The organism is Lysinibacillus sp. FSL P2-0066 (assembly GCF_037969495.1).
In the GTDB taxonomy this organism is placed as follows: domain Bacteria; phylum Bacillota; class Bacilli; order Bacillales_A; family Planococcaceae; genus Lysinibacillus; species Lysinibacillus boronitolerans.
The window spans coordinates 3,338,999-3,351,398 of sequence record NZ_CP150202.1; the positions used below are offsets into that span (position 1 = coordinate 3,338,999).

General features: G+C 38.5%; 11 protein-coding genes and 1 riboswitch. Of the genes, 2 read left to right on the forward strand and 9 right to left on the reverse strand.

Features of this window, described 5'->3' with window-relative positions:
• Nucleotides 1-29: 29 nt before the first annotated feature.
• Together MKZ14_RS16590 and MKZ14_RS16595 are read right to left on the reverse strand one after the other, a co-directional pair.
• Entirely contained in the window at nucleotides 30-1,538 is a 1,509-nt protein-coding gene (locus tag MKZ14_RS16590) for an alanine/glycine:cation symporter family protein (RefSeq protein ID WP_016994476.1), read from the reverse strand.
• 126 nt (nucleotides 1,539-1,664) lie between these two features.
• Nucleotides 1,665-2,471 (reverse strand): alpha/beta hydrolase, encoded by an 807-nt coding sequence (locus MKZ14_RS16595; protein WP_269897669.1) that lies wholly within the window; start codon nucleotides 2,469-2,471, stop codon nucleotides 1,665-1,667.
• Between the two features lie 134 nt (nucleotides 2,472-2,605).
• On the opposite strand from MKZ14_RS16595, the gene MKZ14_RS16600 reads away from it, so the two are divergent.
• The gene (locus MKZ14_RS16600; protein ID WP_016994472.1) at nucleotides 2,606-3,118 is read left to right on the forward strand and encodes a gamma carbonic anhydrase family protein; all 513 of its coding nucleotides are present in this window, start codon (nucleotides 2,606-2,608) and stop codon (nucleotides 3,116-3,118) included.
• A gap of 179 nt (nucleotides 3,119-3,297) precedes the next feature.
• On the opposite strand, the gene metK is transcribed toward MKZ14_RS16600, so the two are convergent.
• The gene (metK, locus tag MKZ14_RS16605; RefSeq protein ID WP_258860400.1) at nucleotides 3,298-4,494 is read right to left on the reverse strand and encodes a methionine adenosyltransferase; all 1,197 of its coding nucleotides are present in this window, start codon (nucleotides 4,492-4,494) and stop codon (nucleotides 3,298-3,300) included.
• A 258-nt stretch (nucleotides 4,495-4,752) separates the two neighbouring features.
• Nucleotides 4,753-4,871: riboswitch (SAM riboswitch) on the reverse strand.
• Nucleotides 4,872-5,260: 389 nt separating this feature from the next.
• On the opposite strand from metK, the gene pckA reads away from it, so the two are divergent.
• Nucleotides 5,261-6,847: a phosphoenolpyruvate carboxykinase (ATP) gene (pckA, locus tag MKZ14_RS16610; RefSeq protein WP_016994468.1), complete on the forward strand. Its 1,587-nt coding sequence runs from the start codon at nucleotides 5,261-5,263 to the stop codon at nucleotides 6,845-6,847.
• Between the two features lie 66 nt (nucleotides 6,848-6,913).
• Here pckA and MKZ14_RS16615 read toward each other — a convergent pair whose 3' ends face one another.
• From MKZ14_RS16615 to MKZ14_RS16640, 6 genes are all read right to left on the reverse strand, one after another.
• Nucleotides 6,914-7,690: a prolyl oligopeptidase family serine peptidase gene (locus MKZ14_RS16615; RefSeq protein WP_036078464.1), complete on the reverse strand. Its 777-nt coding sequence runs from the start codon at nucleotides 7,688-7,690 to the stop codon at nucleotides 6,914-6,916.
• Nucleotides 7,674-8,141: an NUDIX domain-containing protein gene (locus tag MKZ14_RS16620; protein ID WP_333005403.1), complete on the reverse strand. Its 468-nt coding sequence runs from the start codon at nucleotides 8,139-8,141 to the stop codon at nucleotides 7,674-7,676. The genes MKZ14_RS16615 and MKZ14_RS16620 overlap by 17 nt, the downstream gene beginning before the upstream one ends.
• 202 nt (nucleotides 8,142-8,343) lie before the next feature.
• A complete protein-coding gene (locus MKZ14_RS16625) occupies nucleotides 8,344-9,267 on the reverse strand; it encodes an aminopeptidase (protein ID WP_016995139.1) in 924 nt (307 codons plus the stop codon).
• An 11-nt stretch (nucleotides 9,268-9,278) separates the two neighbouring features.
• Nucleotides 9,279-10,040: an IclR family transcriptional regulator gene (locus tag MKZ14_RS16630; protein WP_016995140.1), complete on the reverse strand. Its 762-nt coding sequence runs from the start codon at nucleotides 10,038-10,040 to the stop codon at nucleotides 9,279-9,281.
• Nucleotides 10,041-10,174: 134 nt separating this feature from the next.
• A complete protein-coding gene (locus MKZ14_RS16635; RefSeq protein ID WP_016995141.1) occupies nucleotides 10,175-11,443 on the reverse strand; it encodes an ArgE/DapE family deacylase in 1,269 nt (422 codons plus the stop codon).
• On the reverse strand, nucleotides 11,436-12,389 hold the full coding sequence (locus MKZ14_RS16640) for a DUF1177 domain-containing protein (protein ID WP_016995142.1): 954 nt from the start codon (nucleotides 12,387-12,389) through the stop codon (nucleotides 11,436-11,438). Before MKZ14_RS16640 ends, MKZ14_RS16635 begins: the two co-directional genes overlap by 8 nt.
• Between the last annotated feature and the right edge of the window lie 11 nt (nucleotides 12,390-12,400).

Below are 12,400 nucleotides of genomic sequence, written 5' to 3' on the forward strand. Positions count from 1 at the left end.
GTAAACTAGCTGATCGCCTTGCACTTTATCTATTTATTATTACGTTTTTCATTATATTCAACCCAGAAATCTGCACCTTTAATGCCTAGTTTACGAGGATCAAAGACTGGATCTTTTCCTTCTTTTTTCTGTTTCTCGTAATCTTTTAATGCAACAATAGCTGGTTTCATAATAATTAAAATAGCCAGAACGTTAATCCAAACCATTAGACCAAGACCTACATCTCCCATTGCCCATGCTAGACCAGACGTACGGATTGTACCATAGAAGGCTGCAACTAAAATAGCAATCTTTGCAATCCAAATGAAAATCTTTTCTGTGCTACCTCTAAATAAATAAGCGACATTTGTCTCTGCAATATAGTAGTAAGCCATAATTGTTGTAAAGGCAAAGAAGAATAACGCAATGGCTACAAATGGAGCACCAAAGCCAGGTAATGATGAGTCAACTGCATATTGTGTATAGGCTGCACCTGCTTCAATACTTTTCGCAAAGGTCATTTGCTCATCGCCTGCTAATCCACCACTATTAAATTGTCCAATATGGATAAATGGATCTGCTCCTTCAGCTGCCTTTTCATCTTGTACATTGTACATACCTGTAAATAAAATCATAAATGCCGTAGCAGAACAAATTAGTAATGTATCAATATACACAGACGCCGCTTGAACAATTCCTTGCTTAGCAGGATGCGATACTTCCGCTGCTGCTGCAGGGTGAGCACCCGTTCCTTGACCAGCTTCATTGGAATAAATTCCACGTTTAACACCCCAAGCAATGGCAGAACCAATAATGCCCCCAAAAATCTCTTGGGCACCAAAGGCACTTGAGAAAATCAATGCAAATACTGTTGGTACTTCAGAGATATTCATAACAATAATGATAATAGCCATAATGATGTATGCTAATGCCATAAAAGGTACAATGATTTGGGCTGCATTTGCAATAGATTTAACACCACCGATAATAATTGCGCCTAATAAAACAACAATAATAAGACCTGTTATCCAAGTTTCCAAACCGAAAGCGTTTTCAACAGCACCTGCAATGGCGTTTGATTGGACGCCAGGCATTAAGATTAACATCGCAATCAAAGCCGCCACAGCAAAAATTACTGCAAACCATTTTTGACCCATTCCTTTTTCTATGTAAAAGGCCGGTCCACCACGATATTCTGTATCTTTCTCTTCTTTATAGATTTGAGCTAATGTTGATTCTACATACGCGGTAGCCGCACCAATGAAAGCGATTGCCCACATCCAAAAGACAGCACCAGGTCCTCCCATTCCAATTGCTGTCGCAGTACCAGCAATATTACCTGTACCTACACGTCCTGATAATGCGATAGACATTGCTTGGAAAGAGGATATTCCCTTTTCCGATTTCTCCCCTTTAAACATTAAAACAAACATATCTTTAATGTGCCTTACCTGTAGGAACCTTGTGATAATTGAGAAAAATAACCCAATCAATAAGATACCATAAATAAACCATGGTCCCCATAAAATACCATTCAACTTCTCCACAATTACATCCATTTTACCCCTCCAATTTAAAATACCTTACTTTAGATCATTATAGTATTACACTTTTCAGAAAATTACAATATTATTTTTGAGTAACAATATTTAAGTAAGTAACCTAGTAAATGGAAGGGGATAAACCTATTTAATTATATAACCAATTCTTCGAAGAGCATTATTAATAAAATCTCGTGTATACATATAAATTTCTTCGCGCTCTCCCTCATGAAATAAATTATGATAACAATTTGCCCATTCTTTAAACTGAAATTCTGTGAATTCCTGTTGATGAAGCCAATTTCGGGTTTGGCGAGTGTCCGTAATTTTATCCTTCTCAGCTGTCATAATTAGCATAGGCATATTAGGCATTTCACCTTTAGGCAGCATCACTAAATTTTTCATCATTTGCTGAAGTTCTCGATACCATTTCACAGAAACAACAGACATGAGCGGTACATCATCTTTCATTTCTTCTCTGCCTTCAACACTACGCGTTAATTTCTCTAATGTAATATCATGTGTCAACTTAACATTGGCTGTTAACGCACTTAGACTTGTTAAAGCATTTGTTAATTTACCTGGTAATAGCTTTAGTTGCAACCAAGGTGATGTTAAAATAATGCCTGCACATTCATATTGTCTCTTTTGCAGTGTATGGAGGATTAATGTTGCACCTAGTCCATGCCCTATTACAAAGGTTGGTAAATTATATGAAAAAGCATTTTCAATCAGGTTTCGTGTATACTTATTGTACAATTTGAAGTCTTCATCATGGACTCTAGCAAATCTTGCATTACCACCATGATTCGGTAAATCCCCCATGACTATGTGGAAGCCTTCTAATCTTAATTTCTCTATCAGCCATGCATACCAACGGTGATTTTCATAAGCACCATGAAGAATAGCAATCACAGCTTTTGCTTGTCCATCAGCTTCCCATTTCCACATTTACATAGTCCTCCTAAAAAATAATTACACTTTGATTATATCGAAATAAATAGCACATTTTAATTTTATATTTCCATAAAGTTGCGTATTTGATACGATAATACTACATTATAGAAAGAAAAGAGGCGATTTTCATGATTTATCCATTTAAAGATAAAACGCCAAAGATCGATCCGTCTGTTTTCATTGCTGATTACGCAACTGTTACGGGCGACGTAACAATTGGCGCCGAAACAACCATTTGGTTTAATACGGTTATTCGTGGTGATGTTTCCCCAACGATTATCGGTAAACGTGTCAGTATTCAGGATCTTTGCTGTTTACACCAAAGCCCAAAATATCCGCTCATTATTGAAGATGAGGTAACAGTTGGACACCAAGTCACTTTACATAGTTGTACAATTCGCAAAAATGCCTTAATTGGTATGGGATCCATTATTTTAGACGGAGCTGAGATTGGAGAAGGTGCATTTATTGGAGCTGGAAGCCTAGTACCTCCTGGTAAAGTCATTCCTCCAAATAGTTTAGCATTAGGTCGTCCAGCAAAAGTTGTCCGAGAATTAAATGCTGAAGATAAAGAGGATATGGAACGCATCGTACGAGAATACGCAGAAAAAGGTCAATATTATAAATCACTTCAGAAATAAATAACCTACACAAAAAATCAATACTAACGAAAAAATCCCTCGCGTTTTCGTGTACCGAATATGTTCACGAATCCTAGCGAGGTATTTTTGTAAAAAAAACAAAAGGAGCAATGTTGCTCCTTTGTTTATTAATACATTAGAATAATTTTCTAATGACTTCATTACTTTAGTTCAATAGTTTATAAACGTGCTTTTTCTCGTAGTGCGTCGGCTTTATCAATTTGCTCCCATGGTACATTTAAATCTGTACGACCAAAATGTCCATACGCAGCAGTTTGTTTATAAATTGGACGACGAAGATCAAGCATTTTAATAATACCTGCTGGGCGTAAATCGAATAGCTCGCGTACCCATTCAACGATCTCGCTTTCTTTTACTCTACCTGTGCCAAATGTATCGACAGCAATGGAAACAGGCTGAGCAACGCCAATCGCATAGGCAAGTTGTACTTCAGCACGCTCTGCTAAGCCAGCTGCTACGATGTTTTTTGCTACATAACGTGCCGCATATGCTGCTGAGCGGTCTACCTTGGTTGCATCCTTACCTGAGAAGGCACCACCACCGTGACGTGCATAACCACCGTATGTATCAACAATGATTTTACGTCCTGTTAATCCAGCATCGCCTTTTGGTCCACCAATTACGAAACGGCCAGTTGGGTTGATGAAGTATTTAGTGTTAGTATCTAATAATTCACTCGGTACAACGGGTGCAATAACAAATTCTTTTAAATCCGCTTGAATTTGTTCAAGTGTTGCTTCTTCATCATGCTGTGTTGAAATAACAATTGTATCCACGCGAACGGGTACATTATTGTCATCATATTCAATCGTTACCTGCGTTTTACCATCAGGACGTAAATAGGCAAGTTCACCTGATTTACGTACTTCTGTTAAACGGCGTGCTAATTTGTGAGCCAAGCTAATTGGTAATGGCATAAGCTCTGGTGTTTCATTACATGCATAGCCAAACATTAAGCCTTGGTCACCAGCACCGATTGCTTCAATATCAGCATCTGTCATAGAGCCTTCACGTGCCTCTAATGCCTGATCAACACCCTGTGCAATATCAGGTGATTGTTCACCAATCGCCACAAGCACCGCTAAGTTTTCTGCATCGAAGCCATATTTACCACGTGTATAGCCAATTTCTGCTACAGTATCACGAACGATACCTTTAATATCAACATAAGTAGAAGTTGTAATTTCTCCTGCTACTAATACTAATCCTGTTGTTACAGTTGTTTCACATGCTACACGCGCATTTGGATCTTCTGCTAAAATAGCATCTAAAATGGCATCCGAGATTTGGTCACAAATCTTATCTGGATGTCCTTCTGTTACACTCTCTGATGTAAACAGTCGACGGTTTGTCATTTGGTTTTCCTCCTAAATACTCTTACAATAAGTAGTTGTGTATGAATACGGTACTCATTACCCATGTCAAGTCCGCTCCTAAGGATTGAACTCTCAAGCCGTTACTGCTGCTTTTAACACGAGGATTTCGAAAGATCCGTCATTATAATAAGGAAAGAACTACATATACTTACCTTTACATTGATTTTTAACAATAAAAAAATCCTTTTCTCACGTTACTTTACATGAGGAAAGGAATAATGACTGCGTAACCTTTCACTCTTATCGTTCAAGGGATGTTCCCTTGCATCAGGTTGGCACCAGCGCATGTCGTGAAATAGTTCATGCAGGTTGCCGGGTTTCACAGGGCCTGACCCTCCACCAGCTCGGGATAAGAGTATCCGTTCAATTTCATGTTACTCAAAAGGTCGAACGTTGTCAAATATTTTCTTATGTATTACTGTATAGAAAGGAAAGAACCTATTACACAAAAACTTTTCATACTTGGATGATGATGTAAATAGAAGCAAATTAATCCCTACAACATACCTAGCTACTTGTGGTAACATATGTGTGGCTCAATTTTCATGCCTAATTACAGTAGGATTGATGGTATTCTACTCGAAAAACATTATTTTTTGTCAGTTTATTGAAAAGTGGTAAAAACTCTAAAATAATTTCTTAATTAGTATAGATTATTTAAGCAATTGTGTTATACTATTTTTGAAATTAAGAAAAAATCCCTCTAAATCAAGGGAATACTATAAAAAAGGATGGTATTTAATCGATGAATTCAGTAGAAATTGCAAACGAACTGAAGGAATTATTAAACGGCGGTAACATTAATGTTCAACTTTCAGTACCACAATTAGCAGAAAAAGCTACATCTCGTGGTGAAGCAATGTTAACAGTAGATGGCGCAGTTCGTGCAGAAACTGGCAAATACACTGGTCGTTCACCTAAAGATAAATATACGGTAGAAGAAGAAAGCACAAAAGATCAAATTGACTGGGGTAAAGTCAACCAACCAATTTCTTCTGAAGTGTTCGATAACCTATATGTAAAAGTAATAAAATATTTAAAAGAACGTGACGAGTTATTCGTATTCAAAGGCTTTGCAGGTGCTGACAAAGATTCACAATTAAGCATTCAAGTTATTAATGAATACGCATGGCACAATCTTTTTGCTCATCAATTATTTATCCGTCCAACAGCAGATGAATTAGCTTCTCATGTTGCCGACTTCACTGTCATCTCAGCTCCGAACTTTAAAGCAGATCCTGCGGTTGATGGTACTGCCTCTGAAACATTCATTATCGTATCACTTGAAAAGAAAATTATTTTAATTGGTGGTACTGAATATGCTGGTGAAATGAAAAAATCTATTTTTGGTATCATGAACTACTTATTACCACAACAAGGTATCCTTTCAATGCACTGTTCAGCAAACGTAGGTGAAGCTGGCGATGTGGCATTATTCTTCGGTCTATCTGGTACTGGTAAAACGACGTTATCAGCTGACCCAGATCGTAAGCTTATCGGTGACGATGAACACGGTTGGTCTGATAATGGTGTGTTCAACATTGAGGGTGGTTGCTATGCAAAAACAATCAATCTTTCTGCTGAAAAAGAACCAGAAATCTACAATGCAATTCGCTTCGGCTCTGTATTAGAAAATGTAGCTGTTGATCCAGAAACTCGTATTTGTGACTATGATGACGGTTCTCTAACAGAAAATACACGTGTAGCTTACCCAATCCAATATATCGAAAATATCGTTGATCCTTCTGTTGCAGGTCATCCAAAAACAATCATCTTCCTAACAGCTGATGCATTTGGCGTGTTACCTCCAATCAGTAAATTAACAAAAGAACAAGCAATGTATCACTTCCTAAGCGGGTTCACTTCTAAACTTGCAGGAACAGAACGTGGTGTAACTGAGCCAGAACCAGTTTTCTCTACTTGTTTCGGTTCTCCATTCCTTCCACTTCCTGCTACAGTATATGCAGAAATGTTAGGACAAAAAATTGACGAGCACGGTGCACAAGTATTCCTAGTGAACACTGGTTGGACTGGTGGCGAATATGGCACAGGTAGCCGTATGAAACTTTCTTACACACGTACAATGGTTCGTGCAGCAATTGATGGTAAATTAGCAGATGTTGAAACGACACAAGATGCTGTGTTTGGTTTACACATTCCAACAGCAGTTGAAGGTGTACCTTCAGAAGTGTTAAACCCTCGTGAAGCATGGGCAGATAAAGCTGCATACGATGCAAAAGCTGCTGAGCTTGCAGGCTTATTCAATGAAAACTTCAAGAAATTCTCAAACGTTTCTGAAGCCATCACTACACTTGGTGGCCCATTAAAATAACGACTAAATAAAAGACAAAGGGAACAACTTATTCGTTCCCTTTGTCTTTTTTGTTTTCTCTAAGCTTTATTGTTGCTTCATCCACTTGCAAAGAGCACGGACAGTTTCACGATTTTTTGCTGGTGGATATTGATGTGCGTAGTTAAGATCATACCAAGTTTCGAATGATTTATTTGCATCCTCTAAAAAAAATGCCAATTGTCTGGCATGTTCTATATCTACATTTTCATCACGATAGCCATGAATGATAAGTACAGGGGCTGTTATCCGCTCTATCTCAAAAAGAGGTGTTCTTGCATCATACGCTTCTGGTACACGGTTCGGTGTTCCTCCAATAACGCGCTTCATCATCCTGCGCATATCTGTACGTTCCCAATAAGTGGCCGTTGCATCAGAAACACCTGCCCATGTTACAACAGAAGTAATATCCTTTCTTAAAATGGCTGTCCACAGAGCCATAATACCACCTCGCGAAAAACCAAAAACATGGATATTGTCATTGCAAAATTGTTTGAGTACATCTACTGCGTAGACCGCATCGTAACGGTCTGCCCCTGCAAATTCGTCACGTCCCTCTCCCCCACGATTCCCACGATAGTATGGGGCAAATACGATAAAGCCCTGCGCAGCAAATTGTGCAATACGAGAGGGTCTTACCATCCCAATGCTTTGCATACCGCCTCTTAAATATAAAAAGCCATCATATGTACCTTCTTTTTTTGGTTCCGCTAATAACCCTTTTATACGCAAGCCCTGTGATAGATAGGTTATTTCTGTTAGTCGTATTGCTGGATTGGGTGAGGGATAGGCACGTTTTTCCACAATTTCACCATTGTATGTCACGGTCTTTCAACTCCTCCAGCATTTTCTTCATCCCCTCATCCTTCATGTGAAAGCTCAAGTTAGGATGCTGAGCAAATTCTTCATCGGTTAACCAAAGCATGCCTGATGTCTCTAAATCAAATTCTATGTCCTCTTGCGCTAAAAATTGTGCCGTGTAAACGGTTTTACAAAAAACGATTTCATCATGCACTGCATACTCTGCGAACCATTGAAGATTTTTTACATGAACACCCGTTTCTTCAAAAACTTCTCGAATTGCCGCCTCCTCTAATGTTTCACCTTTTTCTAACTTCCCCCCTGGCACTTCTACACCTCGTCGTTTATGGACAGTACATAACCATTTATTCTTATGCTTTAAAAGGACAAGGACGTGTTTAGGTTCTACTTTAAATTCACCTCTTGTAAAACTCAAATCTACTTGTAGGCCATGTAAATCTGTAAATGTTAACATCTATTCAACCTCACGTTCTTTCTTGTTGCAAAACAAAAGTTACTTTTTTTCATCATTGCTTCTATTTTATGGACAGAATTTAATCATCATTCCTATTCCTATCTATATTAACTATAGTGTAATCCTACAATGACAAGCAACTCTTAACTACAGTCTTGTAAAGCATGAAAAAAGCGTGCTTCAAAAGAAGACACGCTTTTCTTTAGATGACTTGCTGACCGTCAAAGTAGACAATTGGGCTTTTCACAACACAATCGATATGCACATCTGACGCATTGGCTCCTCCGAATGGTGCATTACTGCCAAAAGCAATATGTATTGTCCCAAATACCTTCTCATCCTCTAATACATTGCCGCATAGGATGGCACTTTTATTGGCCCCAATGCCAAACTCGGCAATAATTCTACCATTACCTTCCCCAAGTAAAGCAAGTAGACGTGCACCATCAGGACCGATTGCCTCTTCTAAGCGACCATTCTTAATTTTTAATAATAATGGCTCCTTTAAGACACCAATATTTGCAATAGAGCCATCTACTAAAATCTCTCCATTCGCAGATGTTTCTATTGGCGCAATATATGATTCTCCTGAAGGAATATTTCCATACTCACCTGGTTGACGAATAACACCAGTGGAACGAATTCCTAAACGGCCTTCTACACTAAACGTGAGCTCATGGCCATCCTTGACAATACGAATATCTTTTGCCGTATCAAGTAAAAGGACATATTTTTCTACCATAGCTTCGATCTCCTCTGCATCAGCATGAAGAGCACCTTGCTCTAGCATCTCCAATGTCACACCTGGCATTGTTGCTACACGCCCGCCCTTTTCACAGGCATGTTTACGAGCCATTGTATGTGTTAGGGAATGGGAGGTAATACACAGTGTAACATCGGCATTCGCCATAAGCTCAGAAACTGCTTGGATTGGCTCTTGACCAGATTTCTCTAACAGGGGCATCACCATGAACATTGTATTTGCTGTAATTGATAGTCCAGCTTCATAAAAAATTTTCGCGATGTCTTGTTTGTGATGATCTGTCAAAATTAATAGTGACTCTGATGATTGAACATTTAAATTGCCTTTTAAAACATTTAGTGCAATGTCATGTAAATGCTGCATAACAGGACTCCTTAATTAAAATTCAAATGATATCTACGAATAATTCCTTCTATTTCATTTCTAGCTTCCGTTAAAGGTCCCAAAAACTCCGGAACACGTTGCTCTGTAAAACGATAAATTGGTCCAGAAACGGTAATGGATGCTACGACCTGTTCCTCACTATTGAATATAGGCATAGCTAGCGCCAATACATCGACCGAATACTCACTATTACTAAGTGCATAGCCACATGATCTAATTTTTTCTAGCTCTGCCCGTATTTCTGTGGCATCTGTCATTGTATTATTTGTATAAGCTGTTAATGGTTCATCTATAACCTTTGCAATTTGCTCTTCATTTAAAAAAGCAAGCATTGAACGATAAGATGCCCCTACATAAAGTGGCGATCTACTACCTCTTGAAACTGTGAATTTCACCTTATTTATAGGTTCTGCTTTCAGTAATGTTAACGCTTCCAGTCCATTCAGTACGGTAAAAATAGCTGTTTCACCAGTGACATCCTTTAATTTCTCAAGAACTGGCATACATAGCTGATCTATGTTTAATGAATCATACATATTCATACCTATTTCCCATAATGCAATACCAAGAGAATATTTTTTCGTTATAGGATCTTTTGTAATAAACCCATTATTTTCGAAGGTTTCAAGAATGCGATATAAATTTGTATGATTCATATTCATCGCCAGTGCTAACTCTCGACCACCCCATGTGGGCTTTTCCTTTGTAAACATTTTTAAAACCGCAATTGATAAATTTAATGTCTTTAGCATATCTCTCATCCTTCTGATCTATTTATCTGTACAAACGGCTGCAAATCTCTCTCTTAAGGGGGAAATAATCGATAGATTTAGCAGCCGTCAGCACCTGATATCACTTTATCAAAAGTAAGAGAGTAGCTAATCTCTTACTTTTGATATAGGAAATCAACAGCAGCAGTTATATAAACTTTTGCACAGCGTACGATATCCTCAACACGCACTTTTTCATTATAACCATGAATACTTGGTAAATAAGCTGGGCCGTATTGCAATACAGGAATATCATACTGTCTGAAATGACGAGCATCACTGCTTGCCCACTGCATGACACCATATGCCTCTTGCCCTGTAACATAAGAAATATTTTCCACTATCGATTGGCATATAGGATTTTCAGCAGGTGTATAATTGGCTACACTTTTGAAGCCAAAACGTTGGATTGAATAATCGATAGCCAAACCATCTAGTTTATTTGTCAAGATTTCTGTTACTTCCTCTTGTGTAATGCCAAATGGTAAACGACAATCGACCTGAACCTTACAGTAATCTGGGATTACGTTTGACTTCGTACCTCCCTCAATTGTACCAATATTTACAGTAATTTTCTCTAAAACTTCTTGATATTTCAAGCGATCTTTTTCCACTTCACGCATGTATTTTTTTGATACCTCGATAAGTGGCTGTACCTCTTCAGGAATCGTAATTTCTACATCCCATAGTGTACGAATCTCTTGAATAGCTCGAATTGCATCGACAATGGCATTTTGTCCAGCCAATGGTGATAGGCTTCCATGTCCAGGTTCCCCACGCACTTCTAATTCAAACCAGTAAGAGCCCTTTTGTCCAATTGTTGGATTTAAAGGTGAAGAGGGCTCAGCGATTAAACAACCATCTCCCTGCACATAGCCTCTCTCTAACAGCCAAGGAACACCAAATTCGCCGCCTGTTTCTTCATCTGGTACGATTGCCAAAGTTAATTTTCCTGGTAGTTCGATGTCCAGTTTCTTTAATAGCTTTGTTGCAAAAATAATACCCGCTAAACCGGCTTTCATATCACTTGCCCCACGGCCAAGCATCCAGCCATCCTTCACTTCTCCTGAAAATGGATCAAAATCCCATTTCGATAGATCACCAACAGGTACAACATCGGTATGACCACAATAAACGAGTTCTTTTCCTTCCCCATTTCCAATGGATGCTACTAAATTAAACATTTTATCTGCAGCTTCATATTTTTGATAAGTAATGCCTACATCATTTAAATAGTTTTCGATAAAAGCTGTTATTTCAGTCGTATCCCCAGGAGGATTGACACTTGGAATTTGAATGAGCTTTGAACAAAACGCTAACAATTCCTCTTGATGATTTTCAACTGCATCTACTAATTGAGCTTTAAGTGCTTGTAAATCATTCATGTGTGTGTACCTCGTTTCCTTTCGTTTGTAAATGACTCATGCTACCATATAAGCCTTTCATATGTGAAAATTGTGTTTCATCAAAGAAAGAGCATTTATTAGCACCATAAGTTTTTGCTACCTCTAACACAAATCGCACAACATTTTCTACATCTGTGACATGTGTTGCACCTGTTGCACAGCCTGCTACAACAGATTCAGTTGTAATCGCCACACCTACAACAGGGCTAGATGTTGCAACAGCCGGTTGTAAAATACTATTGATATGGAATAATCCATTACCATATGGTGTAATGTCTTGCATCGTGATCGGTAGGACAACTGGAGAAATACCAGCAGATTGTGTATATACGTGCAATAAATCATCGCTAATTTTTAATATGTAACCTTCTTTAACAGTTGGCGTTATAGCAAATCCTTTATGGTTACATACTTGATTGCCTTTTGTTGTATCAATGGATAGAATAGCATCCATTGTATCTTCTACTTCATTTTCGTTCATGACACTAATATCCACTGGCGAGTTCATAAATGGCACTGGCTCATGTGGTAAGGTTGGAGCTGTTGGACAAATATGTGTGGAGAAAATAACGTCACCCTCTAATTGATCACCTTTTAAGGCCATATCAATAGCTTTTGCTGCTCCTGCCAGACAGGCCAGTGCGCCGTCTCCATCTGATACAAAGCCTGTCATTTCAGGGCGCGCTCCAATACCACCTAATCGTCCAATAATTCCTAATGTAGGTGCATTCCCGCCTGAGGACTTGCCGTTCTTTCCTTTCACAAGGACGCGAACAAAATCAGTTGAGCCGCTTTCGCCTTGAATAGTTTTTACCTTGACATCTGCTGCGGAATCAATATTGTGTAAATACTCTTTAATCGTGTCTCCGTTTACATAAATACTATCCATTACCTCGTATAATTCAATAACATGCTTCAATGACATAATCAGTCCGC

Coding starts and splice junctions, on each gene's coding strand:
- MKZ14_RS16590 (WP_016994476.1), bottom strand. CDS start 1,538: ATGGATGTAATTGTGGAGAAGTTGAATGGTATTTTATGGGGACCATGG.
- MKZ14_RS16640 (WP_016995142.1), bottom strand. CDS start 12,389: ATGTCATTGAAGCATGTTATTGAATTATACGAGGTAATGGATAGTATT.
- pckA (WP_016994468.1), top strand. CDS start 5,261: ATGAATTCAGTAGAAATTGCAAACGAACTGAAGGAATTATTAAACGGC.
- MKZ14_RS16595 (WP_269897669.1), bottom strand. CDS start 2,471: ATGTGGAAATGGGAAGCTGATGGACAAGCAAAAGCTGTGATTGCTATT.
- metK (WP_258860400.1), bottom strand. CDS start 4,494: ATGACAAACCGTCGACTGTTTACATCAGAGAGTGTAACAGAAGGACAT.
- MKZ14_RS16625 (WP_016995139.1), bottom strand. CDS start 9,267: ATGCAGCATTTACATGACATTGCACTAAATGTTTTAAAAGGCAATTTA.
- MKZ14_RS16600 (WP_016994472.1), top strand. CDS start 2,606: ATGATTTATCCATTTAAAGATAAAACGCCAAAGATCGATCCGTCTGTT.
- MKZ14_RS16620 (WP_333005403.1), bottom strand. CDS start 8,141: ATGTTAACATTTACAGATTTACATGGCCTACAAGTAGATTTGAGTTTT.
- MKZ14_RS16635 (WP_016995141.1), bottom strand. CDS start 11,443: ATGAATGATTTACAAGCACTTAAAGCTCAATTAGTAGATGCAGTTGAA.
- MKZ14_RS16630 (WP_016995140.1), bottom strand. CDS start 10,040: ATGCTAAAGACATTAAATTTATCAATTGCGGTTTTAAAAATGTTTACA.